Source organism: Streptomyces sp. NPDC001381, assembly GCF_042895685.1.
Classification (GTDB): domain Bacteria; phylum Actinomycetota; class Actinomycetes; order Streptomycetales; family Streptomycetaceae; genus Streptomyces.
Genome location: NZ_JBIAWO010000003.1, coordinates 721,937 through 746,413, shown reverse-complemented (window position 1 = coordinate 746,413; position 24,477 = coordinate 721,937). Strand labels below are relative to the sequence as shown.

Below are 24,477 nucleotides of genomic sequence, written 5' to 3'. Positions count from 1 at the left end.
CGAGGCCCGTTCCCCTACTGCCGAGCCCCGTCCGCCTCCTGCCGAGCCGTACGTCCCACACCTTCACAAAGCCGTACGTCCGTCAACTACCTGAGGGCCGTACGCCGATCGCCCCTACCGGGGGCCGTACTTCCGTCCCGTCCTGGAGCTGATCCCGCCCAGCAGCGAGCGCGGCGTCACCTTCACCAGGCCCATCAGCGCCTTGTAGCGCGGGTCGGGAATCGACAGTGACTTCCCGCGCGCCAGGTCGTGCAGCGCGGCCGCGACCAGCTTGTCCGCGTCCAGCCACATCCAGCCCGGGATGTTGTCCGTGCCCATCCCGGCCCGCTCGTGGAACTCGGTCCGCACGAAACCCGGGCACAGCGCCATCAGCCGCACCCCGCTGCCCGCCAGGTCCCTGGCCGCGCCCTGCGTGAACTGCACGACCCACGCCTTCGACGCCCCGTACGTCCCGCGCGGCACGAACGCCGCCACGGACGCGACGTTGACGACCCCGCCGCGGCCCCGCTCCCGCATGGTCGCCGTCGCCGCCGAGGTCAGCCGCAGCACCGCCTCGCAGTGCACCTTCAGCATCCGCAGCTCGTCGGCCATCGAGACGTCGAGATAGCGCCCCTTGTTGCCGAAGCCCGCGTTGTTGATCAGCAGGTCGACGGGGTTCTTGCGGTCGCCGAGCCGGGCGGCCACCGCCTCGATGCCGGTGTCCGTGGCGAGGTCGGCGGTCAGCACCTCCGCCTCGATGCCGTGCCGGTCGTGCAGTTCGGTCGCCTGCTCGCGCAGCCGTTTGGTGTCGCGTGCGACGAGGACGAGATCATGCCCGTCCGCCGCCAGTCTGCGGGCGAACGCGGCACCGATGCCCGCGGTCGAACCCGTGATGAGAGCCGTTGTCATGGCAGAAGCGTAGTGACCCGGAGTCCGGGGGTCCGTTCTCTGCACGGGGCCTCCCGAACGTGAAGGCGCCGTGCGCTCCCTTCCCGTGACAGCGGTTCAGCCGCCGTGCCGCTCCACGTACGCGCGGGCCGCCGCCAGAGCCTCCGGGTGCAGGGCCTCGCCCGCCGCGAGCAGCCGGGGCAGCAGCTCCCGGTGCGTGGTGCTCGCCTGGAACGCCATCCGTGCCGTCACCTCGTGCTCCGGGATGTGGACGATCTCGATCGCGTCCCCCGCGCGGACCTCACCCGGCTCGATCACCCGCAGATAGGCGCCGGTCGCCGCCTTCGCCGTGAACCGCTTGACCCACCGGCGCTCACCCACGTGGCCCTGGAAGGTGCGGCAGGGTATCCGGCCGGTGGTCACCTCCAGCACCACGTCGAGGCCGATCCGCCAGCGCTCGCCGATCCGCGCGTCCGAGACGTCGAGGCCGGTGGTGGTGAGATTCTCGCCGAACATGCCGTCGGCCAGCGGGCGCCCCAGCTCGCGCTCCCAGTCGTCGAGGTCCTCGCGCGCGACGGCGTACACCGCCTGGTCGTTCCCGCCGTGGTGGATCAGGGAGCACACCGTGTCCCCGGCCAGCCCGCTGCCTCCGACGCCCTTCGGTCCCGGCGCCGAGATCCGCACGGGCCCCTCCACCGGGCGCTTGTCGATGCCGGTCAGCCCCTGCGGGTGGTCGGAGTAGGGGACGGCCTTCGCACGGCCCGTATTGACGGAGAGAAGCCTCATGGACGCACGGTAGGGGACCCGGACTCAAAGTGTCGACGCATTTTTCGACTCCACGCCCAAGATGCGCTTATGCTCGGAGGGTGATCGAGGCTCGTCATCTCCGTGTGCTGCGCGCCGTCGCCGCCACCGGCTCCTTCTCGGCGGCCGGGCGCGAGCTCGGCTGCACCCAGCCGGCGGTCAGCCAGCAGATGAAGGCCCTGGAGGCGTCCGTGGGTACGCCCCTGCTGGTCCGCAGCGGCCGTGAGATGCGTCTGACGCAGGCGGGCGAGGCCCTGGTGCGGCACGCGGCCGGGATCCTCTCCGGCCTCACCGCCGCCGAGGAGGAGGTCGCCGCCATCGCGGGCCTGCGGGCCGGCCGGGTCCGCCTGGTCTCCTTCCCCAGCGGCAGCTCCGCGCTCGTCCCCACCGCCCTCGCCGCCCTGCGCGCCGACCACCCCGGCACCCGTGTCTCCCTGGAAGAGGCCGAACCGCCCGAGTCGGTCGAGGCGCTGCGCAACGGCGACTGCGACGTCGCGCTCGCGTTCCGCTATGCGCGCGTGCCGGGCGCGGATCAGACCGAGGAGTGGGGCGACCTGGTCGTACGGCCCCTGCTGACGGACCGGCTGGTCGCCCTCGTGCCGGAGCGGCACCGGCTCGCCCACGCGCCGGCCGTCGCCATCGGCGAACTCGCCGCCGAGCCGTGGATCGCGGGCTGTCCGCGCTGCCGGGGCCAGCTGGTGGAGGTGTGCGAGCGGGCGGGCTTCACGCCCCGTATCGACTTCGCGACCGACGACTACCCGGCGGTCGTCGGGCTGGTCGGCGCCGGTCTGGGTGTGGCCGTCCTGCCCCAGCTCGCGATCGAGTCCGTACGGCCCAGGGGGGCGCGCGCGGTGACGTTGGAGCCGGCGGTGCGGCGGGAGATCGTCGCGCTCACGCTGCCCGATCTGGCGCAGGTGCCGGCCGTGGCGGCCACGCTGGAGCAGCTGGGACGCGCGGCGCGGGCCAAGTGAGAACCCCGTTCACATGAGAGCGGCGGGCACGCATACGTGTCCGCCGTGATGTGCAAAAACGTTCCTTCATGTGTTCGACGACGCGTCTCTCGCGCCCGGCGACGCCGACACCAGGCGATTGCGCGCCCGGCCCATCAGTTCCTCGCGCTCGTCCTCGGTCAACCCGCCCCACACGCCGTACGGCTCGCGTACGGCCAGTGCGTGCGCCGCGCACTGCGCGCGGACCGGGCACCTCATGCAGACCTCCTTGGCCGAGTTCTCTCGAGCGCTCCGAGCCGCCCCGCGTTCGCCCTCCGGATGGAAGAAGAGCGAACTGTCCACCCCGCGGCAGGCGGCGAGCAGCTGCCAGTCCCACAGGTCCGCGTTCGGTCCGGGAAGGCGGGAGAAATCTGCCATTGCGTGACCCCTTGTAGCCGTTCTGAGCGGATACGGTGCCCACGACCGTACAACTACGATCTAAGGAGATGAAAATATGACCCATTGCGAATCTAGCCTCAGACACCAGCTAAAGGGAAGAAATAGGGCTGAATGGGGCATGGGTTGTGATGAAAGGTTGAGGGTCCGCGCGGCTCTCTCCACCGTGTCCGTCCCCTCACGTAGAGTGCCGAAGACTGCACACGGCCCCGTAACTCTTTCGAGTGACCATCGTTGAGAGTGCGGAGGCGGTTGAAAACACAAACGCTCGGGCAGGCGTCCGAGACGGTCGACCGCACAGGTGACGATTTCGTACCAGCCTGGAGGCACAAGGTGACGCGCATCAGCTGCGGAGGGCGGCCATGACATCCGTCCTCGTCTGCGACGACTCCCCGCTTGCCCGAGAGGCGCTCCGCCGCGCGGTCGCGACCGTGCCCGGCGTCGAGCGCGTGACGACGGCGGCCAACGGCGAGGAAGTCCTCCGCCGCTGGGGCGCCGACCGCTCGGACCTCATTCTGATGGACGTGCGCATGCCCGGACTGGGCGGCGTCGAGACCGTGCGGCGGCTGCTGTCCGCCGACCCGGGCGCCCGCATCATCATGCTCACCGTCGCCGAGGACCTGGACGGCGTCGCCCTCGCGGTCGCCGCCGGCGCCCGCGGCTATCTGCACAAGGACGCCTCGCGGGCCGAGCTGCGCGCGACCGTCACCCAGGCCCTCGCCGACCCGACCTGGCGGCTGGCCCCGCGCCGGCTGCGCTCCGCCGAGATGGGCGCAGCGCCCACGCTCACCGCGCGTGAGATCCAGGTGCTGGAAGGCATGAGCCACGGCCGCTCCAACGCGGAGATCGGGCGCGAGCTGTTCCTCTCCGAGGACACCGTCAAGACGCACGCCCGCCGTCTCTTCAAGAAGCTCGGAGCCTCGGACCGCGCCCACGCGGTGGCGCTCGGCTTCCGGTGGGGGCTGGTCCGTTAGGGCCTCTGCGGAGGGCCAACGCAGGACCAGCAGGGCCGGCAGGAGGGCCGCAGACGGAGGACCAGCAGGCGGTAGCCGGAGGATCAGCGGGCGGTAGCCGGAGGATCAGCGGGCGGATCAGCCCGGAGGGCCACCCGGCGGATCAGTTCGGTGGTTCGTCCCAGCGGGACGGTCCGGTGGTTCGGTCAGGCGCTTCGGTCAGGCGCTTCGGTCCGGTGGTTCGTCCGGTGGTTCGTCCGGTGGTTCGTCCGGTGGTTCGGTCCAGTGCGGCTGCGCCTGCGCGGCGCCGAAGAAGGAACGCCGGCCCTGTGGTCCGGGGCCCTTCATCCCGGCGGTCCGGCCTGGAGGGAAACGCCGGCATCGATGTGCCGGGCAGGCTCCGGGAAGCGGCCCCGGTTTCGGCGGGGCAGCCCGACAGGGGCAGCCCGTCGGAGTCGGTCCGTCGGGTCGGCCCGCGCCGGCCTCCGCCGGGTTCCGCGATCCGGGTCCGTCCGGGGTGCGGCTTCCGGTCCGGTCGGCGGACGCGGCCGGTTTCGCCGGGTGCCGGACGGCCGGCGCCCGGTCAGTGACGAGGAGCGGGCATGAGGGAACCTCCCTGCTCAGGCGGGGTCGAGCGGCCGGGCGCGCACCCCGTCCTCGGCGCGGTCGGCGGGGGTGGCGCGGGGCCCGGCCGGGCGCCCGCTGCTCGTTTCGCCGCGGATGCCGCATCCTTGAGATGTGGAGTCTCTCGGGGACGAGTCGGTCGAGCGGAAGGGGAGGGCGCAGGGGATGAGTTCCGGCGCACCTGCTCATAACGCTTCGGTGCACAACGACGGGCACGGTGCCGCGGACCCTTCGGCCGCAGTGCACCATGGACCGATGCGCGACGACGAGGCGGTCAGTGCCGTGGGGACGATCGGAGCACTCGTCCATCGCGCCGTCGACGGCGACGAGCAGGCCACGCACGACCTGCTCGCCCACGTCCACCCCCTGGCGCTGCGCTACTGCCGCACCCGGCTGTCCCGGCTGCCCGGCGACGCGCGCCACTTCGTGGAGGACCTCGCCCAGGAGGTCTGCGTGGCGGTCCTGCTCGCCCTGCCCCGCTACCGGGACACGGGCAGGCCCTTCGAGGCCTTCGTCTTCGCCATCGCCGCCCACAAGGTCGCCGACCTGCAGCGGGCCGCCATGCGCCACCCCGGCTCGACGGCGGTCCCGTCCGACGAGATGCCCGAGCGGCCGGACGACTCGCTCGGCCCCGAGGAGCGCGCGCTGCTCAGCAGCGATGCCGAGTGGGCCAAGAAACTGCTGGCCAACCTGCCCGAGAACCAGCGGGAGCTGCTCCTGCTGCGCATCGCGGTGGGCCTCACCGCGGAGGAGACCGGCCAGATGTTGGGAATGTCACCCGGGGCGGTCCGTGTGGCCCAGCACCGGGCGCTGAGCAGGCTGCGGGCCCTCGCCGAGCAGTGACTGCCCCCGGAGACCGGCCCCTTGGACGCCTTGGGTGAACAGGCCGGCCACCGATTCCGTACGAACATACGAAGCCCGGAGTGACGTCGGACCGTGGAATTCGGGAGCTCCGCTTCCCGTTAGCATGGACATCCGCACCGATCAAGGCCATTTGGGGAAGGTGTCATGACTGCCAACGTCGACGGAGTGCCCGCCAAATTCGCGACCCTCGGGCTCACCTACGACGACGTGCTGCTGCTGCCGGGCGCATCCGAGGTGCTCCCCAACGCGGTCGACACCTCGTCCCGCATCTCCCGGAACGTCCGGGTGAACATCCCGCTGCTCTCGGCGGCGATGGACAAGGTCACCGAGTCCCGCATGGCCATCGCGATGGCCCGCCAGGGCGGCGTGGGCGTGCTGCACCGCAACCTCTCCATCGAGGACCAGGTCAACCAGGTCGACCTGGTGAAGCGCTCGGAGTCGGGCATGGTCACCGACCCCATCACGGTGCACCCGGACGCCACGCTGGCCGAGGCCGACGCGCTGTGCGCCAAGTTCCGCATCAGCGGTGTCCCGGTCACCGACGGCGACAAGAAGCTGCTCGGCATCGTCACCAACCGCGACATGGCGTTCGAGAGCGACCGCTCCCGCCGGGTGCGCGAGGTCATGACCCCGATGCCGCTGGTCACCGGGCATGTCGGCATCTCCGGCACGGAAGCCATGGAGCTGCTGCGCCGCCACAAGATCGAGAAGCTTCCCCTGGTCGACGAGGCGGGCGTCCTCAAGGGCCTGATCACGGTCAAGGACTTCGTCAAGGCCGAGCAGTACCCCCGGGCCGCGAAGGACGCCGAGGGCCGGCTGCTCGTCGGTGCCGCCGTCGGTGCCAGCCCCGAGGCGCTGGAGCGCGCCCAGGCCCTGACCGAGGCCGGGGTCGACTTCCTGGTCGTCGACACCTCGCACGGCCACAACAGCAACGCCCTCAGCTGGATGTCGAAGATCAAGTCCAGCGTCGGCGTCGACGTCATCGGCGGCAACGTCGCCACCCGCGACGGCGCCCAGGCCCTGATCGACGCCGGTGTCGACGGCATCAAGGTCGGTGTCGGACCCGGCTCGATCTGCACCACCCGCGTCGTCGCCGGCATCGGCGTCCCGCAGGTCACCGCGATCTACGAAGCCTCCCTCGCCGCCCGCCCGGCCGGCATCCCGCTGATCGGCGACGGTGGTCTCCAGTACTCCGGCGACATCGGCAAGGCCCTCGCGGCCGGCGCCGACTCGGTGATGCTCGGCAGCCTCCTGGCGGGCTGCGAGGAGTCCCCGGGCGAGCTGCAGTTCATCAACGGCAAGCAGTTCAAGTCCTACCGCGGCATGGGCTCCCTCGGCGCGATGCAGTCCCGCGGCCAGGGCAAGTCGTACTCCAAGGACCGCTACTTCCAGGCCGAGGTCGCCGCCGACGACAAGCTCGTCCCGGAGGGCATCGAGGGCCAGGTGCCCTACCGCGGCCCCCTCGGCAACGTGCTGCACCAGCTCGTCGGCGGCCTCCGGCAGACGATGGGCTATGTCGGCGCCGCCACCATCGAGGAGATGGAGACCAAGGGCCGCTTCGTCCGGATCACCTCCGCGGGCCTCAAGGAGAGCCACCCGCACGACATCCAGATGACGGTCGAGGCGCCCAACTACAGCAGCAAGTAGGCGCACGGGCTTCCCGAGGGCGGTCCCGGTAACTCCGGGGCCGCCCTCGTCGTGCCCGTCGGCGATACTGGAAGACGCTGAAACGCATCAGGGAAAGGCCACAGACGTGACTGAGATCGAGATCGGGCGCGGCAAGCGCGGCCGCCGGGCGTATGCCTTCGACGACATCGCCGTCGTCCCCAGCCGCCGTACGCGGGACCCGAAGGAGGTCTCGATCGCCTGGCAGATCGACGCCTACCGCTTCGAGCTGCCCTTCCTGGCCGCTCCCATGGACTCGGTCGTCTCCCCGGCCACCGCCATCCGCATCGGCGAGCTCGGCGGCCTCGGCGTGCTGAACCTCGAGGGCCTGTGGACGCGGTACGAGGACCCGCAGCCGCTGCTCGACGAGATCGCCGAGCTGCCGGCCGAGGCCGCGACCCGCCGGCTGCAGGAGATCTACTCGGCCCCCATCAAGGAGGAGCTGATCGGCGCGCGCATCAAGGAGGTGCGCGACTCCGGCGTGGTCACGGCCGCCGCGCTCTCCCCGCAGCGCACCGCCCAGTTCTCCAAGGCCGTGGTGGACGCGGGCGTGGACATCTTCGTCATCCGCGGTACGACGGTCTCGGCGGAGCACGTCTCGGGCTCGCACGAGCCGCTGAACCTGAAGCAGTTCATCTACGAACTCGACGTCCCGGTGATCGTCGGCGGCTGCGCCACCTACACGGCCGCCCTGCACCTGATGCGCACCGGCGCGGCGGGCGTCCTGGTCGGCTTCGGCGGCGGCGCGGCGCACACCACGCGCAACGTGCTGGGCATCCAGGTGCCCATGGCGACCGCGGTGGCCGATGTCGCCGCCGCCCGCCGGGACTACATGGACGAGTCCGGCGGCCGGTACGTGCACGTCATCGCGGACGGCGGTGTCGGCTGGTCCGGCGACCTGCCCAAGGCGATCGCCTGCGGCGCCGACTCGGTGATGATGGGCTCCCCGCTCGCCCGCGCGACCGACGCGCCGGGCCGGGGCCACCACTGGGGCATGGAGGCGGTCAACGAGGAGCTGCCGCGCGGCAAGAAGGTCGACCTGGGCACGGTCGGCACCATCGAGGAGGTCCTCACGGGCCCGTCCCACACCCCGGACGGCTCGATGAACTTCTTCGGCGCCCTCCGCCGCGCCATGGCCACGACCGGCTACAGCGAGCTGAAGGAGTTCCAGCGCGTCGAGGTGACGGTGGCGGACTCGGTGCACCGGCGCTAGACCGAAGGACACGGGAAGGGGCCGGTCACTCACTCAGGTGAGTGACCGGCCCCTTCCGCATGCCCGGGCGGGCCTGGGGCGTGCGAGGTGGGGCGGGGGCGCGCGGTTGCGTTCGCGGCGGGGGCGCCCGTGGGACGCCATCGCAAGCCCAGCCGCTGGGACCGGATCCGTCTTCGGATGGTCCAGTTCAAGAGGAGGTGGATCTTGCGACTCTTCGGATGGTGCGCGGCCGCCCCCAAACACAGTAGGGGCGGACACTCCGTGATCCATCCAGGAGCCTGCCGCAGTGGCCCCTGCGGTGGGCTCCAGCTGGTTCCACCGTACTGGGGCAGAGGGGCCAGTGCCACCAACCGCCGAGGTCGGCGACCCCGCGCGCCCCCCTTCACAACCGATGCGCCGCCCCCGTGGGCGTGGCCCCCCGGGTGTCCAGCAGCAGCTGGGCCTTCACCGACAGGCCCTGCAGGTCGTACGTGCGGTGGTGCTGGAGGAGGATCGTGAGGTCGGCGTCGGCGGCGGCCTCGTAGAGGGAGTCGGCGCGGGGGACCGGGCGGTCCAGGACGCTCCAGGACGGGACGTGGGGGTCGTGGTAGCTGACGGCGGCGCCCAGCTCCATCAGGCGGATCGCGATCTCGCGTGCGGGGGTGTTCTGCAGGTCGGCGAGGTCGGGTTTGTAGGTGACGCCGAGGAGCAGGACGCGGGCGCCGCGGGCGGACTTGCCGTGCTCGTTGAGGAGGGCGGCGGCGCGCTGGACGACGTAACGCGGCATACGGCTGTTGACCTGCTGGGCGAGTTCCACCATGCGCAGGGGGCTGCCGGGCCGGCCCGCGCGGTCGAGGGGGACGGAGTGGCCGCCGACGCCGGGGCCGGGGCGGAAGGCCTGGAAGCCGAACGGCTTGGTCTCGGCGCAGCGGACGACGTCCCACAGGTCCACGCCCAGGTCGTGGCAGAGGACCGCCATCTCGTTGACCAGGGCCATGTTCACGTGCCGGAAGTTGGTCTCCAGGAGCTGCACGGTCTCGGCCTCCCGCAGGCCACGCGCGCGTACCACCTTGTCGGTGAGACGGCCGTAGAAGGCGGCGGCCGACTCCGTGCACGCGGGCGTGAGGCCGCCGATGACCTTCGGCGTGTCGGCCGGGGAGAAGGAGCGGCTGCCGGGGTCCACCCGGCTGGGGGAGTAGGCGAGGTGGAAGTCGCGGCCCGCGCGCAGACCGGACGTCTCCTCCAGGAGCGGCCGCAGGAATTCCTCCGTCGTGCCCGGATACACCGGCGACTCCAGGATGACGGTGGTGTGCGGGCGCAACTGCCCGGCCAGGGTGCGGGCCGCCGCCTCCACCTGGCCGAGGTCCAGGCCGCCGTCCGCGTCGCGCGGGGTCGGGGCGCAGATGACGGCGGTGCGCACCCGGCTCAGGGCGGCGGGGTCGGTGGCGGGCCGGAAGCCCCCCGAGAGCATCCGGCGCAGTTCGGCGGGGGTGAGGGACCCCGCCTCGGGGCCGGTCCGGTAGCCGAGGGTGGAGATGCCTGCGGCCACGGCGGCCTGGGCCAGGGGCAGGCCGAGCGGGCCGAGTCCGATGACGGCGAGATCTGCGGGCATGGCGTGGGCCGTCCTTCCCAATAACCGAAGCGGGACAGGTGCGCAAGCCCTGTGGACAGGACGGGCGAGCGCAATGTCAGACTAGGAGTAAATATGACCGTTATGTGGGATTGATCGGCTGTGTTGATCGGCTGTTTCGTGAGTCCGTGCCGGTCGTCGGGAATGCGGGCGGGCCGGGTGGGGCAGCCGTGTTTTCCGGGAAGCCCGCTCCGGTTCCGTGAGAGTTGTCCACAGGCTGGGGGTGAGTGGTGGCTGAAGTCGGGCGGGCCGGTCAGAATTTTGGGCAGGGGGACACCGAGCGGGCTCCGCCCTGAGGGCGCGGCCGGCGCGACGGACAGCGGGAGGCAGTGGTGAGGACAGCGACACTGGGGCCGGCGCAGCGAGCCGAGTCACTGGCGGCCATGGCCGAGCGCGAGCTGGACGTGCTGGTCGTGGGAGGCGGCGTGGTCGGCGCGGGCACCGCCCTCGACGCCGTGACCCGCGGCCTGTCCACGGGCCTGGTCGAGGCGCGTGACTGGGCGTCGGGCACGTCGAGCAGGTCCAGCAAACTGATCCACGGCGGTCTGCGCTATCTGGAGATGCTGGACTTCGCCCTCGTCCGTGAGGCGCTGAAGGAACGCGGACTGCTGCTGGAGCGGCTCGCCCCCCACCTGGTGAAGCCCGTTCCGTTCCTGTACCCGCTCCAGCACAAGGGCTGGGAGCGCCTGTACGCCGGTTCGGGCGTCGCGCTCTACGACTCGATGTCCATGGCCCGCGGACATGGACGCGGCCTGCCGATGCACCGTCACCTGAGCCGTCGTCACGCCCTGCGCGTCGCACCCGCCTTGAGGAAGGACGCGCTGGTCGGAGCGCTGCAGTACTACGACGCCCAGATGGACGACGCCCGCTTCGTCGCCACCCTCGTGCGCACGGCGGTGTCCTACGGCGCGAAGGCGGCCAACCGCGCCCGGGTGACCGCCTTCCTGCGCGAGGGCGAGCGGGTCGTCGGCGCCCGGGTGCAGGATGTCGAGGGCGGCGGCGAGTACGAGATCCACGCCCGGCAGATCGTCAACGCCACCGGGGTGTGGACCGACGACACCCAGGCGATGGTCGGCGAGCGCGGCCAGTTCCACGTCCGCGCCTCCAAGGGCGTCCACCTCGTCGTGCCCAGGGACCGCATCAGTTCCTCCAGCGGCCTGATCCTGCGCACGGAGAAGTCCGTGCTGTTCGTCATCCCCTGGGGCCGGCACTGGATCGTCGGCACCACCGACACCGACTGGGACCTCGACAAGGCCCACCCGGCCGCCTCCAGCGCGGACATCGACTACGTGCTGGAGCATGTGAACTCGGTCCTGCGGGTGCCGCTGACCCGCGACGACGTCGAGGGCGTGTACGCGGGACTGCGCCCCCTGCTGGCCGGCGAGTCGGACGCCACCAGCAAGCTGTCGCGGGAGCACACCGTCGCCCATCCCGTGCCCGGCCTGGTGGTCGTGGCGGGCGGCAAGTACACGACCTACCGGGTGATGGCCAAGGACGCGGTCGACGAGGCCGTGCACGGGCTCGACATGCGGGTCGCCGAGTGCGTCACCGAGGACGTGCCGCTGCTCGGCGCGGAGGGCTACCGGGCGTTGTGGAACGCGCGGGCGCGCATCGCCGCGCGCAGCGGGCTGCACGTGGTGCGGGTGGAGCATCTGCTGAACCGCTACGGGACGATGGCCGAGGAGGTCCTCGACCTCATCGCCTCGGACCCCTCGCTGGGCGAGCCGCTGCAGGCCGCCGACGACTATCTGCGGGCCGAGATCGTGTACGCCGCCTCCCACGAGGGAGCGCGCCACCTGGACGACGCGCTGACCCGGCGTACCCGCATCTCGATCGAGACCTTCGACCGCGGCACGCGCAGCGCCCGGGAGGCGGCCGGGCTGATGGCGCCGGTGCTGGGCTGGGACAAGGACCAGATCGAGCGCGAGGTCGAGCACTACGAGAAGCGGGTGGAGGCCGAGCGCGAGTCCCAACTGCAGCCTGACGACCTGACGGCTGACGCGGCGAGGCTGGGGGCACCGGACATCGTGCCGCTGTGAGGGCGGGCGGAACCCGGCCGTGCGCAAGGCCGTTCAGGAACCGGGATCCGCGCGTGCCGTCGTACCCACGCCCGCGTGTTTGCGCCGTTCTCCCCGCGCCGGCCGAGGGGCCCGGTGAAGGAAGGACGAAAGACGGATCCGGCCCGTCGCGCCCGCTGTTGAGGGGTTCCCGCGGCCGCGATTCCGGTTTCTGGCCGGACTTTGCTGCACCTTCTGGCCGGAAAGCTCCCGTCCCGGGGTGCATCGCGGAGGCGGGGAGGGGCACCCTGGGCGTCGGGCACTTGTCGGGTGAGGGACAATGGAGGCTCTGTCAGGGCGGGTTGCATGAGGGGACGCATGTCGGAGGCGGAGCGGGCGGGCACACCCCGTCAGGACAAGAGCGCACGTCTCCTCGCCGGGCGGTACCGGCTGGGGGGCGTACTCGGCCGCGGCGGCATGGGGACGGTGTGGCGCGCCGAGGACGAGACCCTCGGGCGCACGGTCGCCGTCAAGGAGCTGCGGTTCCCGTCGAACATCGACGAGGACGAGAAGCGCCGGCTGATCACACGGACGCTGCGCGAGGCCAAGGCCATCGCGCGGATCCGCAACAACAGCGCGGTGACGGTCTTCGACGTGGTCGAGGAGGACGACCGGCCGTGGATCGTGATGGAGCTCGTCGAGGGCAAGTCGCTCGCCGAGGTCATCCGTGAGGACGGCGTGCTGGAGCCGAGGCGTGCCGCCGAGGTCGGTCTCGCGATCCTCGACGTGCTGCGCTCGGCGCACCGCGAGGGCATCCTGCACCGTGACGTGAAGCCGTCCAACGTGCTGATCGCCGAGGACGGCCGGGTCGTGCTCACCGACTTCGGCATCGCCCAGGTCGAGGGCGACCCGTCCATCACCTCCACCGGCATGCTCGTCGGCGCTCCCTCCTACATCTCCCCGGAGCGGGCCCGCGGGCACAAGCCGGGGCCGGCGGCCGACCTGTGGTCGCTCGGCGGTCTGCTGTACGCGTCGGTCGAGGGCTCGCCCCCGTACGACAAGGGGTCCGCCATCGCCACGCTCACCGCGGTGATGACCGAGCCGCTGGAGGAGCCGAAGAACGCGGGGCCGCTGAGGGACGTCATCTACGGGCTCCTCACCAAGGATCCCGAGCGCCGGCTCGACGACACCGGTGCGCGGTCCATGCTCAACGCCGTGATCCACGCGCCCGACCCCAAGGAGACCGAGCCGGCGGACGCCACCAAGCTGGTGCCGCTGCCGGCCCAGCCCGACCGCCAGGGCGGGAAGGGGAGTTCGGCCGGGGAGGCGGGCGAGAAGCTGCGCGGGGCGCTGCGTTCCGTGCGCAAGAAGGCGGCCGTCGCGGCCGGGGCGGCCCCCACGGCGGCCGCGTCCCGCACCAGGCCGGGGAGCGGTGCGGCGGCCTCCGGGTCCACCGCGTCGTCCACCGCGGCTTCCGCGTCCGTGGGGACGGACGAGACACGCAGGACCTCGGCGACGACCGCGGCCGCGCAGGCCGGCCGGGCGACGACGGCCCCGGCGTCCGCCGGCACCACGTCCGTGTCGTCCTTCGGCTCCGTGGGCGGCGGCCGGGGCGGCCAGGGTGCGCAGGGCCCCGCCGGGGCCGGCACCAGGCCGAGCGGCGGGGCGAGCGGTGGTACGAACGGCGGTACGGGCGGCCGGAGTTCCGGGTGGCCCGTGATGACTCCGCCGGACCTGCCGCCGCGGCCGGTGCCCAGGGCGCCGCTGACCGACGTGGTGCCGAAGCGGACGCTGGTGATCATCGCCGTCGTCGTGGCGCTCGCGGTGCTCGGCACCGTGCTGGCCCTCACGCTCGGCGGCGGTGACGACGAGAAGGCCGGCGGCGCACAGAGCGGCGGCGCCGGGACCGTGGCGAGCGGGAGCGCGAGCGCCTCCACCAAGGAGGACAAGGACAGCGGGACCCGCACGGACGGGTCGGCCTCGCAGTCCCCGGGCTCCACCGCCTCCGGTGCCACCCCGGGCAACACCTCCACGGCCGGCGGCAGCGGGTCCGACGTCTCCGCCACCGAGGAGAGCCAGGCGGCGACGACGTACAAGGGCGGCCAGGGGTACTCGATCGGGCTGCCCACCGGGTGGAAGTTCCAGTCGGCGAGCTCCGCGGGCGACCGGTTCACCGGGCCCGACGGACAGCGGCTGCTGGTCGCCTGGACCAGCACGCCCAAGGACGACCCCGTCGCCGACTGGAAGAACCAGGAGCGCTACATGACGCGCTCTCAGTACAAGAAGATCCGCATAGCGGCGGTGAACTACCGCGGCTGGAACACGGCCGACTGGGAGTTCACCTACGCGGAGAGCGGCATCAAGTACCGCGTCATAGACCGCGGTTTCGTCGTGAGCGACAGCCAGGGATACGCGCTGATGTACACGGCGAAGGCCGCCAAGTGGTCCACCGAACTGCGCAAGAGCACCTGGCGGACACTGACGGACACCTTCACCCCCAAGAAGTAGCGACCTGGCGGACAGGGGGGTCACGCACCGTGTTCGGAGCGTGTTCGGGGCCCGAGATATGGGATCCCCTCTTTGCAGGTTGCCTCCGGCACGTATCGTGAGTGCCTGCGGACCGTACGCATCCAGCTCCATGGCCGGATACGGCGGGAACGGCCCGCGAGACGAACGGAATTGACCGACCGGGCGGCCGGGGGAGGCACCGTGGACGACTACGCGGGACGGGTACTCGCCGACCGCTACCGCCTGCCGCTGCCGCCCTCCGACGAGTACGAACTCACCGAGACCCGTGCCTTCGACACCTACAGCGGGCAGGAAGTCCTGGTCCGGCAGGTGCCGTTGCCCGAGGTCGTCGAGGCGGAGGTGCTCGACGCGGAGGGGCTGCCCGAGGGGTTCACTGCGCGTGAGCGCGGGAGCGCCGGACGGGCTCCCGGAGCGCGGGCGGCCGCGAGTACCCGGCGGCCCGCCGATCCCGTCGTACGGCGCGCGGTGGAGGCGGCGCAGGCGGCGGCGAGCATTCCCGACCATCCACGGCTCGACCAGGTCTTCGACGTGTTCGCCGAGGGCGGCTCGCTGTGGATAGTGAGTGAACTGGTGGCCGCGCGGCCGCTCGCCGCGCTGCTCGCCGAACAGCCGCTGACGCCCTACCGGGCGGCCGAGGTCGCCTCCGACGTGCTCATGGCCCTGCGGGTGCTGCACGCGCACGGCTGGGTGCACCGCAACATCACCGCGCGCACCGTCCTCGTCTGCGACGACGGGCGGGTCATGCTGACCGGGCTGGCCGTCGGAGCGGCGGAGGAGGCGCTGTGCGGCTACGACCCGGTGCCCCCGGAGGACACGGAACCCGGGACGCCGGGCGCGCCCCCCGCCCCTCACCGTCCGACGGCACCCGGCGCCGTCCCCGGCCCGGCCGCGGGCGGCGGGGCACTCGGCCAGGCGCCGGGCGCCGGTGGCCGCGTCCCGGGGACGGGTGCCGGTGGCCGCGTCCCGGCGCCGGGCGCCGGTGGTCGCGGATCGGATGCCGGAGTTCTCGGCTCGGGCTCCGGCGGTCTCGTGCCGGGTTCCGGAGGCAGCGGTCACGGGCCGGGTGCCGGTGGGAACGGCGCGGGGGGCGGTGGTGTCGGGGGCTCCGGGGGTGTCGATCCCGAGGCTGCTCGGCGGGCCGCCATCGAGGCGCGGGCGGCCGGTGGGCTGCCGGGCGAGCCGGTGAGCGGAGGCGGCGCGTCGGGCGCGGGGGCCGACGGGGCGGCCGTGGAGACCGGCGGGGACATCCGTGCCGCGCGCGCCGGGGCGATCGCCGCGTACCGTGCGGGCGCGCGGGCGGCGGCCCGGGTCCAGGAGGCCCAGCAGAACGGCCGGGCGGCGCTGCCGGGCGCCCGCACCCCGGCCGAGAACGCCAACGGAGCCGTGACGGCGTCGCCGTACGGCGCGCCCGGGAGCGGTGCGGCCGACCCGCCGTCCGGAGCGGCGGGCCGGATCGCCGACCCGTACGGAGTGCGGGGCGCCCCCGCGCCGAATCCGGCAGCGGGCTCCTTCCCCCTGCCGTCCGGCGGTGTCCCGCACCCGCCCGTGCCGCTGTCCGCCCAGGCGGGCGCGGATCCCGGCGACGGGCGCGCCCCGGCGCGTTGGGACGACCTCGTGGCCGCCGGGGTGCCCGGTGCCCCCGTCCGGCGGGGGCCCGCGACCGCGCTGGCCGCCGAGCGGGCACGGCAGGCGCGGATGGCGGTCGTCGGGCCCGTCACCGAGCGGTGGGCGCCCGAGCAGGCCGGACCGGTGCACGAGAACTGGCAGCTGGCCGCGCCGATCGGTCCCGCGACCGACCTGTGGGCGCTCGGCGCGCTGCTCTTCCGGGCCGTACAGGGACACGCGCCCTACCCGGAGGAGTCGACGGCGGAGCTGGTGCAGATGGTGTGCGCCGAGCCGCCCGCCTTCGCCGAGGAGTGCGGGCCGCTCAGGCCGGTCGTCGAGTCGCTGCTGCGTCAGGACCCCACCGAGCGCCTCGGCTTCGAGGAACTGCGCGGCTGGCTGCGCTCGCTGGTGCGGTCCGCGCCGGAGCCGGAGGCGGGCACGTACGTCGTCGCCGCGCCGCCCGTCGACCCGCACCGCCTGCCGATCGTGCGCCGCAAGGGCGAACTGGTGCGCAGACGGCGCGCCGGGCTGCCCGCGACCCACGGCCGGCACAAGCGGGCCCGGCAGGACACCGGCCGCTCCCCGCGCAGCCTGGGCCGCGTCCTGCTGGTGCTGATCCTGCTGTTGCTGGCCGGGGCCGTCGCGTACGCGATGCTGTTCATGCCCAAGGCAGGCGAGGAGGACGCGGCCGCCGGCACCGGCGGCAACCGGCAGCCCGGCGCCACCGCCTCCGCACCGGCCGGACAGGCGCCCGAGGCGAGCAGCGAGCCCCGGCCCGACCAGACCTCGCCGGGCACCACCACCGGAGCGGAGACCACCGGGACCCAGACCGGCTCCGGCCCGGACGCCGCCGACGGCTTCACCGTCCGCGAGGACGCCGCCGGTTTCCGGGTCGCCGTCGCCAACGGCTGGGACCGCGCCGGGAAGAACGGACGCGGTCAGGTCGTCTACTCCCACGGAGACTTCGAGCTGATCGTCGTACCGGGGCGGGACAGCGCGTCCGCCAACGGCAGCGACCCGATGGTCTACCAGCGGGAGAAGGAGGCCGAGCTCCAGCCGTACCGCGACTCCAGCTGGGCGACGGCCTCCGGGCTGCGCACGACGACGGTCGGCGCGCGGACCATGGCCGAGGGCCAGTTCACCTGGTCCGACGGCGGGCGCGAGCTGTACGTCCGCAACATGGCGGTCCTCATCGACGGCCGGTACCACGTCGTGCAGGTCCGGGGGCCGGAGGCGGAGCGGGACGAGGTCACGCGGCTGTACGAACAGGCGGCGGCCACCTACCAGTACACCGGTTAGTACGCACGCCGGCGCGCCGGTCGGTCCCAGCCGGCGCTCCGGTTCCCGTACGGCCCCAGAAGCGACAACCGTCACAGTGCTGTCTCCTTGCCGCCCCGCTGGTTCCCCGGACGCGGCCCGGTCTTTACGCTGACCCTGTCAAGACCATTGCGGGGCAACGTGAATCAGATGCAGGGCCTGCTCCTCGCGGGCCGCTACCGGCTTGCCGACTCCATCGGCAGCGGCGGCATGGGCCGGGTGTGGCGCGCCCACGACGAGCTGCTGCACCGGGCCGTCGCCATCAAGGAGCTGACCGCCGCGCTCTACGTCGCCGAGAGCGACCAGGCGGTCCTCCTCGCGCGCACCCGGGCGGAGGCGCGCGCGGCCGCGCGGATCAACCACTCCGCCGTCGTCACCGTGCACGACGTGCTCGAACACGACGGCCGGCCGTGGATCGTGATGGAGCTGGTCGAGGGCCGTTCGCTGGCCGACGCGGTCAAGGAGGACGGCCGGGTCGAGCCCGCCGAGGCGGCCCGGATCGGCCTGTGGGTGCTGCGCGCCCTGCGTGCCGCGCACTCCGCCGGTGTCCTGCACCGTGACGTCAAGCCCGGCAACGTGCTCCTCTCGCACGACGGCCGGGTCCTCCTCACCGACTTCGGCATCGCCCAGATCGACGGCGACACGACGATCACCCGCACCGGAGAGGTCGTCGGCTCCGTCGACTACCTCGCCCCTGAGCGGGTGCGCGGCCACGACCCCGGCCCGTCCTCCGACCTGTGGGCGCTCGGCGCGACGCTCTACACGGCGGTGGAGGGGCGCTCGCCGTTCCGGCGCACCTCGCCGCTGACCACCCTGCAGGCCGTCGTCGAGGAGGAGGCCGCCGAACCGCGGCACGCCGGCCCGCTCGGCCCCGTCATCACCGCCCTGCTCCGCAAGGATCCGGCCACCCGCCCCGGCACCGCCGAGGCCGAACAGCTCCTCGCCGAGGCGGCCGAGGGACGCCGCCCGAGCGGGGCGCAGGCGTTCGTGCCCACGCAGTACGGCGGGCCGGGCGGGTACGGCGCACCCGACCGGACGACGAGCGGCGCGGGCTCGCCGTTCGCGCCGACGGGCCCGGTCGGACCTGGTGTGCCGGCGGCCCCGGAGGCGTCGACGCCCGTCCCCGGCACCACCGGCCCGACCGCCGTCGGCGCCCCGCACCCCGGCGCCCCGCACTCCGGCCCCGTGCACCTCGGCACCGCCTCCGCCCCGCCCCCGCGCCGGCGCCGGCTGCGCACGCTCGCGCTCGTGGTCGTGCTCGCCGCGCTGGTCGGCGGGGGCACGGCGGTCGCCTTCCAGAAGTGGGACGAGGGCCGCCAGGAGACCGGCGGTTCCACGACCTCCGCCTCCGGCACGCCGAGCCCCACGGCCACCGGCGACCAGGACGCCGTACCCGAATCCTGGACGGAGGTCACCGACCCGCTGGGCTTCGCGCTCTCGCTGCCCGACAAGACCTGGGCCCGGACGGTGTACCAGGACGAGGGCGACCTCCAGCAGATCGACTACTCGCCCGACGGCGGCGAGCACCTGCTCCGCATCGCCCTCGACAAGTCGCCCGACTACGACGACCCGTACGCGCACCAGAAGGACCTCGAACAGCAGCTCCAGCGGCTGGTCGACTACGACACGGTCTCACTGGAGAAGAACGTCTACCGCGACCGCGACGGCTCCGCATGGGACTACACGTGGACCGCGCTGGCCAAGGACACGGAGTTCCCCGGGCCGCGCCGGGCGATCGAGGAGACGTACATCGCCCGTGACGGCACGGAGTACGCGATCTACATGTCCTCCCCGGCGAAGGACTGGGCGACGACGGCCGAGCAGTTCACATCGATCCTGCGGAGCTGGCGGGAACCCAGCGCCTCCTGACGGGGGGTTGGCCGGTCGGCCACCCGGAGCCGGGACGTCCGGTGGGGCATGATGGGCGCATGGGGACCGAGGGGGACGCCGTCCGGGTCATCGCGGGCCGCTACCGGCTGGAGGCGAGGCTCGGCCGGGGCGGCATGGGCGTCGTGTGGCGCGCCACGGACGAGCTGTTGGGACGGCGTGTCGCGGTCAAGGAGCTGGCGCAGGACGACACGCTCTCCACCGAGGAGGCGCGCGGCCGCCGCGACCGGACGCTGCGCGAGGCGCGCGCGGTCGCCCAGCTGAGCCACCCGCACATCATCGTCGTGCACGACGTGGTCGAGGACGGCGAACGCCCGTACATCGTCATGGAGCTGATCGACGGCGGCTCGCTCGCCGACCGGATCGCCGAGCACGGCCCGCTCGCCCCGGACGAGGCGGCGCGGATCGGCCTCGCCCTGCTCGGCGCCCTGCGCGCCGCGCACGCGGCCGGGGTGCTGCACCGCGACATCAAACCGGCGAACGTGCTGCTCGAACGCGACAGCGACCGGGTCGTCCTCACCGACTTCGGGATCGCGCAGGTCGCGGGCGCCACCACGCTCACCGAGACGGGTTCCTTCGTCGGCTCCCCCGAGTACACCGCGCCGGAACGGATGTCGGGCGCGCACACCGGACCCGAGTCCGACCTGTGGTCGCTGGGCGCGCTGCTGTGCACCGCGCTGAGCGGCGAGTCGCCCTTCCGGCGCGACTCGCTGGGCGGCATCCTGCACGCCGTCGTCTTCGCCGAGATCCGGACACCCCCGCAGGCCGCGCCGCTGCTGCCCGTCGTACGGGGCCTCCTCGAACGGGACCCCGGGCGGCGGCTCGGCGCGGCGGAGGCGGAACGGCTGCTGCGCGCCTTCCGCGACACCGGGCGTACGCCCCCGGCGGCGTCGTCCGGCTACACCCCGACCCGGGCCGACCTGCCCCAACAGGGCCTGGCTCAGCAGGGACTGTCCCCGTCGCGGCTCGGCCAGTCCGCCCAGGAACGCTCCACGCGCGGCGTGCTGATCGCCGCGCTGCTGGTCGCCGCGATGGCGGGCGCGGGCGTGTCGGCGGCGGCGCTGCTGGTGAACCGGGACGGCGAGGGAGGCGGTTCCCCCACGAGTTCGGCGCCCCGGGAGACGACGAGCGCGGCGCCGGGGCCGACCGCCAGTGGCTCGCCCGGCCCCACGGCCGCCTCGCCCACGCCGACCGGCCTCCCCTCCACCACGGCCTCGCACGCCGCGAGCCGCGCCTCCGACGACCGCCCGACGGCCCCCTCCGGCTACCGCGTGGCCGACGACCCCGCCGGGTTCTCGCTCGCCGTGCCGGACGGCTTCACGCGCGTGCCGCAGGGCGAGCGCGTCTTCTACATGTCCCCGGGGCGGACCTTCCGCCTCGGCATCAGGGTCGCCGACCCGGAGCCGGGCGGCCCGCTGGCCGTGCTGCGGCGCGCGCACGCCGGGGGGCCGGACGCCAACCCCGGTTACCACGACGGCAAGGTCACCGAGACCACCCACGGGGCGCATCCCGCCGCCCTCTGGGAGTTCACCTGGGACGGCTTCAGCGCGGCGGAGGGCCCCCGGCACACGTACGACCTGTGCTGGGAGGAGGACGGGCGGTTGTACGACGTGTGGGTGTCGGCGCCGGTCGGGAAGGTGCGGGAGGCCCGGGAGTACTTCGACGTCGCCGTTGACACCTTCGTGACAGGGTAGTTGCACTCCACCGATGGATACCGGCCTGTCCGGCGCGATATGGATGGACACATGAGTCACAACGGGGGCGTGGGCCACGAGTCCGACGAGACGACGAGTTTTGTTCTGCAACCGCCCGACCCGCAGTACGCCGCCGTACCCGCCCCGGCGCCGGCGCCCCCGCGGGCGGGAGTGCCGCAGGAACCGGGCGTCGGGCGGCTCATCGACGGGCGCTACCGGCTGCTCGCCAAGCTCGGGCACGGCGGCATGGGCACGGTGTGGCGGGCCAAGGACGAGACCGTGGACCGTGAGGTCGCCGTCAAGGAACCCCGCGTGCCGGACCACCTTCCCGAACGCGAACGAGCCAACGCGTTCGAGCGGATGCGGCGCGAGGCGCGGGCGGCGGCCCGGCTCGACCACCCCGCCGTGGTCAACGTGCACGATGTCGCCGTCGTCGACGGACAGCCGTGGATCGTGATGGAACTGGTCCACGGCCGCTCCCTCGGCAGCGCCCTCCAGGAGGGCACGCTCAGTGCCCGCGAGGCCGCCCGGATCGGACTGGAGGTGCTGGGCGCGCTGGAGGCCGCGCACGCGGCGGGCATCCTGCACCGGGACGTGAAGCCGGACAACATCCTGCTCGGCCGCCACGACCGGATCGTGCTCACGGACTTCGGCATCGCCCAGATCGAGGGCGAGACCAATCTGACCGACACCGGCGGTTTCGTCGGCTCGCCCGAGTACATCGCGCCCGAGCGGGTGCTCGGCCAGCGTCCCGGGCCGGCGTCCGACCTGTGGTCCCTCGGGGTGGTGCTCTACGCGGCGACGGAGGGCGTGTCGCCGTTCCGCCGCAGCAACACGCCGGCCACCCTCCAGTCCGTCCTCAACGCCGTGCCCGCCCCGCCCGCCGCCGCCCGCGGCCCGCTCGCCGAGGCCGTCAACGGGCTGCTGGACAAGGACCCGGCCCGCCGCCCCGGCCCCGCGCGGGTGCGGGCCCTGCTGGAGGCCGCCGCGCGTCCGCCCGCGCCGCAACCGCCGCCGCCCCCGCAGCCCACCCAGGTCGTGGGCGAGGCCGACGTGCCCGCCCGGCGGCGCCGGTTGCGCCGTGCGGCGTGGACCGGGCTCGGGGCCGCGGTCGTCGCGGCGGCGGTGACGGCGTACCTGGTGCTCGCCGATCCGTTCGCCGGACCGCTGCCGGACGGCTGGAAGACGTACCATGAGAAGGACGTCACCGCGACGCTGGCGGTGCCCGGCACCTATGTGCGCGGCGAGCCGGAGAAGGACGCCGACGAACACTGGGTCAGCTACACCGACCCCAGCGGAGCCGTCTCGGTCGTCCTGGAGGTGGCCCGCAGGGCGGAGGACACGGGCAAGGCGATCAAGGCCTCCGCGGCGGCCGAGATGTACGCCGACGACGGGGACTTCAAGGAGTCCGGCAGCTACGAGCTCGACATGCCGAAGGCCCCGCGCACCAGGACCGACGACAACGCGGAGTACCAGGGCCGCCCCGCCGCCGGGAACACCGTGGTCTACACCACCGACGACAGCCAGGACCCGCTCCCGCGCGAACTGAGGATCTTCTACTACAAGTCCCGCGCCGGGGACATGTACAAGCTGCTCATCGGGTACCCGGGCAAGGGTGACTTCACCGAACGGGGCCGCGAGGTGGCGCGGACGGCGATCGCGAACCTCGACGTCGACAAGCTGTAGGTCGTGGTAGGCATGGGGCATGAGCAACGACGGTGACCCCGTGGACGCCAACGACCGTACCGTGGGCGGGCGTTACCGGCTGATCGAACGGATCGGCTCCGGTGGCGCGGGCACCGTCTGGCGCGCCCACGACGTGCTCGGGGACCGCGAAGTCGCCGTCAAGCAGCCCCGGTTGCCCGGCACGCCCGAGGACGAGACCTACCGCCGGGCCGCCCACCGCCTCCACCGGGAGGCCCGCGCCGCCGCCCGCGTCGACCATCCGTCCGCCGTCTCCATCCTGGACGTGGTCGTGGAGGAGGGGCAGGCCGAGGGCGGGGACGGACTGCCCTGGATCGTCATGGAGCTGATCCGCGGCGAGTCCCTGCGCGAGGCGCTGGCCCGCGGCCCCCTCGACCCCGCCGAGGCCGCCCGGATCGGCCTCGCCGTCCTGGGCGCGCTGCGCGCGGCGCACGCCGTCGGCATCGTCCACCGCGACGTGAAGCCCGCCAACGTCCTGCTCGGCCCGCACGGCCGGGTCGTCCTCACCGACTTCGGCATCGCCCATGTCCACGGCGAGGAACCCCTCACCGGCACCGGCGAGTTCGCCGGCTCCCCGGAGTTCGTCGCCCCCGAGGGCCTGTCCGGCCGCGGCGCCGGCCCCGCCTCCGACCTGTGGTCGCTCGGCGTGCTCCTGTACGCCGCCGTCGAGGGCCGTTCCCCGTTCCGCCGTACGACCCCCGAGGCCACCCTCGCCGCCGTCCTCGCCGCGGCCCCGCCCGAGCCGGTCCACGCCGGTCCCCTCGGCCCCCTCCTCACCCGCCTGCTCGCCCGGGACCCGGAACAGCGGCCGGACGCGGCGGAGGCCGCGGCCGAACTGAAGGCGGCGGCGGGGGAGCGGGGCGCGGCGGCTGAGGAGGAGCGGGGCGCGGCGGCTGGGGGCGGGGAGACGCCGGCGGAGGGGGGTTTGGGCGTATCGGCCGGGGACCAGGAGGCCGAGGTGTCCGCACCCGTCGCTGCCGCTGCCGCTGCTCGTGCCGCCGCCGCTGTCGCCGGCGGAAGGCCGGGGCCGCACCCCGCGGCACCCCCCGATCCCGGGCTCCTCGACGAAGCACGCCGCACCACCACCCCCACCCGAACACGCCGCCCGCTGCGCTCCTTCGCGCTCCGCCCGCTCCCCATCGCCCTGCTCGCGCTGCTGCTCGCCGGTGGGGTCTGGCTGGCCGGGACGGGCTGGGGGCAGTCCGACGCCGGGGCGGTCACGGAGTGGACCGGGACCTACACCACGGCTCCGGCGCAGCCCACGGAGTACGCCTCGCCCTCGGCCTGGGTCGCCCACGACGTCCTCACCCTGGACGCCGTCCTGTCGGTCCCGTCCGGCTACGAGATGTCCGCGCGACGGGGCGGCGCCGACGCGCAGCCCCGGCTCGTGGTCTACTCGGCCGGCTCCGTCGACGTACGCCTCGCCCTGTGGGACCGGGCCCCCGCCGCCCCGATGGTCCGGGCGGCCGAGGCGCACGGGACATGGCTCGGCCGCGACGAGGACGCGCGCACCCGGACCACCCGCACCACCTTCCACGGCTACGAGGCGGCCCTCGCCGACACCACCTACGGCCTGGACGAGAACCCCACCCGGGTCATGGAACTGTTCGTCCGCACCGACGACGGCCGTATGTACGAGCTGCGCGTCGACATGCCGAAGGGGACGCCACAGGAGAAACAGGGCACGACGGTGTTCGAGGGCGCCCGCGACCGCCTGGAGCTCGACAGCCGCTGACCGGCCGGACACGCGAATCGGACCG

The 24,477-nt window shown here is 73.5% G+C and carries 16 protein-coding genes; 12 read left to right on the top strand and 4 right to left on the bottom strand.

Annotation, left to right across the window (positions count from 1 at the left end; translation table 11 throughout):
- Positions 1-114 precede the first annotated feature (114 nt).
- Positions 115-888, bottom strand: coding sequence for an SDR family NAD(P)-dependent oxidoreductase (locus tag ACFY2L_RS16980; RefSeq protein WP_390658194.1), 774 nt, complete (start codon positions 886-888; stop codon positions 115-117).
- Between the two features lie 96 nt (positions 889-984).
- Entirely contained in the window at positions 985-1,653 is a 669-nt protein-coding gene (locus ACFY2L_RS16975) for an MOSC domain-containing protein (protein ID WP_390822685.1), read from the bottom strand.
- Positions 1,654-1,733: 80 nt separating this feature from the next.
- Between ACFY2L_RS16975 and ACFY2L_RS16970 the strand changes: the two genes are divergently transcribed.
- Positions 1,734-2,642 (top strand): LysR family transcriptional regulator, encoded by a 909-nt coding sequence (locus ACFY2L_RS16970; protein ID WP_390658196.1) that lies wholly within the window; start codon positions 1,734-1,736, stop codon positions 2,640-2,642.
- 66 nt (positions 2,643-2,708) lie between these two features.
- Here ACFY2L_RS16970 and ACFY2L_RS16965 read toward each other — a convergent pair whose 3' ends face one another.
- A complete protein-coding gene (locus ACFY2L_RS16965; protein ID WP_355705315.1) occupies positions 2,709-3,038 on the bottom strand; it encodes a WhiB family transcriptional regulator in 330 nt (109 codons plus the stop codon).
- A 380-nt stretch (positions 3,039-3,418) separates the two neighbouring features.
- Here ACFY2L_RS16965 and ACFY2L_RS16960 point away from each other — a divergent pair, with 380 nt between their 5' ends.
- The 4 genes from ACFY2L_RS16960 to ACFY2L_RS16945 all read left to right on the top strand — a co-directional run bounded on the left by ACFY2L_RS16960 (position 3,419) and on the right by ACFY2L_RS16945 (position 8,375).
- Positions 3,419-4,030: a response regulator transcription factor gene (locus ACFY2L_RS16960; protein ID WP_003948568.1), complete on the top strand. Its 612-nt coding sequence runs from the start codon at positions 3,419-3,421 to the stop codon at positions 4,028-4,030.
- An 858-nt stretch (positions 4,031-4,888) separates the two neighbouring features.
- The gene (locus ACFY2L_RS16955; RefSeq protein ID WP_390658197.1) at positions 4,889-5,476 is read left to right on the top strand and encodes a sigma-70 family RNA polymerase sigma factor; all 588 of its coding nucleotides are present in this window, start codon (positions 4,889-4,891) and stop codon (positions 5,474-5,476) included.
- Positions 5,477-5,641: 165 nt separating this feature from the next.
- Positions 5,642-7,144, top strand: coding sequence for an IMP dehydrogenase (guaB, locus tag ACFY2L_RS16950; protein ID WP_390658198.1), 1,503 nt, complete (start codon positions 5,642-5,644; stop codon positions 7,142-7,144).
- Between the two features lie 106 nt (positions 7,145-7,250).
- Positions 7,251-8,375 carry a GuaB3 family IMP dehydrogenase-related protein gene (locus tag ACFY2L_RS16945; protein ID WP_390658199.1) on the top strand — a complete coding sequence of 375 codons (1,125 nt, stop codon included), beginning with the start codon at positions 7,251-7,253 and terminating at the stop codon, positions 8,373-8,375.
- Between the two features lie 382 nt (positions 8,376-8,757).
- Here the strand turns inward: ACFY2L_RS16945 and ACFY2L_RS16940 are convergent, their stop codons facing one another.
- Positions 8,758-9,966, bottom strand: coding sequence for a nucleotide sugar dehydrogenase (locus ACFY2L_RS16940; RefSeq protein WP_390658200.1), 1,209 nt, complete (start codon positions 9,964-9,966; stop codon positions 8,758-8,760).
- Between the two features lie 350 nt (positions 9,967-10,316).
- On the opposite strand from ACFY2L_RS16940, the gene ACFY2L_RS16935 reads away from it, so the two are divergent.
- From ACFY2L_RS16935 to ACFY2L_RS16905, 7 genes are all read left to right on the top strand, one after another.
- Positions 10,317-12,023 carry a glycerol-3-phosphate dehydrogenase/oxidase gene (locus tag ACFY2L_RS16935; RefSeq protein ID WP_390658201.1) on the top strand — a complete coding sequence of 569 codons (1,707 nt, stop codon included), beginning with the start codon at positions 10,317-10,319 and terminating at the stop codon, positions 12,021-12,023.
- 336 nt (positions 12,024-12,359) lie between these two features.
- A complete protein-coding gene (locus ACFY2L_RS16930; RefSeq protein ID WP_390822825.1) occupies positions 12,360-14,489 on the top strand; it encodes a serine/threonine-protein kinase in 2,130 nt (709 codons plus the stop codon).
- A 201-nt stretch (positions 14,490-14,690) separates the two neighbouring features.
- Complete coding sequence (locus tag ACFY2L_RS16925; protein ID WP_390822684.1) at positions 14,691-17,414, top strand: protein kinase; 2,724 nt, start codon at positions 14,691-14,693, stop codon at positions 17,412-17,414.
- Positions 17,415-17,582: 168 nt separating this feature from the next.
- Complete coding sequence (locus ACFY2L_RS16920; RefSeq protein WP_390822683.1) at positions 17,583-19,301, top strand: protein kinase; 1,719 nt, start codon at positions 17,583-17,585, stop codon at positions 19,299-19,301.
- A gap of 59 nt (positions 19,302-19,360) precedes the next feature.
- Entirely contained in the window at positions 19,361-21,013 is a 1,653-nt protein-coding gene (locus ACFY2L_RS16915; RefSeq protein WP_390658204.1) for a protein kinase, read from the top strand.
- 51 nt (positions 21,014-21,064) lie between these two features.
- Entirely contained in the window at positions 21,065-22,699 is a 1,635-nt protein-coding gene (locus ACFY2L_RS16910) for a serine/threonine-protein kinase (RefSeq protein WP_390822682.1), read from the top strand.
- A gap of 19 nt (positions 22,700-22,718) precedes the next feature.
- The gene (locus tag ACFY2L_RS16905; RefSeq protein WP_390822681.1) at positions 22,719-24,452 is read left to right on the top strand and encodes a serine/threonine-protein kinase; all 1,734 of its coding nucleotides are present in this window, start codon (positions 22,719-22,721) and stop codon (positions 24,450-24,452) included.
- The last annotated feature ends 25 nt before the right edge of the window (positions 24,453-24,477 follow it).

Bases quoted from the DNA above. Each gene is read 5' to 3' on its own strand.
- ACFY2L_RS16980 (WP_390658194.1), bottom strand. From the start codon at position 888: ATGACAACGGCTCTCATCACGGGTTCGACCGCGGGCATCGGTGCCGCG.
- ACFY2L_RS16975 (WP_390822685.1), bottom strand. From the start codon at position 1,653: ATGAGGCTTCTCTCCGTCAATACGGGCCGTGCGAAGGCCGTCCCCTAC.
- ACFY2L_RS16965 (WP_355705315.1), bottom strand. From the start codon at position 3,038: ATGGCAGATTTCTCCCGCCTTCCCGGACCGAACGCGGACCTGTGGGAC.
- ACFY2L_RS16960 (WP_003948568.1), top strand. From the start codon at position 3,419: ATGACATCCGTCCTCGTCTGCGACGACTCCCCGCTTGCCCGAGAGGCG.
- ACFY2L_RS16955 (WP_390658197.1), top strand. From the start codon at position 4,889: ATGCGCGACGACGAGGCGGTCAGTGCCGTGGGGACGATCGGAGCACTC.
- guaB (WP_390658198.1), top strand. From the start codon at position 5,642: ATGACTGCCAACGTCGACGGAGTGCCCGCCAAATTCGCGACCCTCGGG.
- ACFY2L_RS16940 (WP_390658200.1), bottom strand. From the start codon at position 9,966: ATGCCCGCAGATCTCGCCGTCATCGGACTCGGCCCGCTCGGCCTGCCC.
- ACFY2L_RS16930 (WP_390822825.1), top strand. From the start codon at position 12,360: ATGTCGGAGGCGGAGCGGGCGGGCACACCCCGTCAGGACAAGAGCGCA.
- ACFY2L_RS16920 (WP_390822683.1), top strand. From the start codon at position 17,583: ATGCAGGGCCTGCTCCTCGCGGGCCGCTACCGGCTTGCCGACTCCATC.
- ACFY2L_RS16915 (WP_390658204.1), top strand. From the start codon at position 19,361: ATGGGGACCGAGGGGGACGCCGTCCGGGTCATCGCGGGCCGCTACCGG.
- ACFY2L_RS16910 (WP_390822682.1), top strand. From the start codon at position 21,065: ATGAGTCACAACGGGGGCGTGGGCCACGAGTCCGACGAGACGACGAGT.
- ACFY2L_RS16905 (WP_390822681.1), top strand. From the start codon at position 22,719: ATGAGCAACGACGGTGACCCCGTGGACGCCAACGACCGTACCGTGGGC.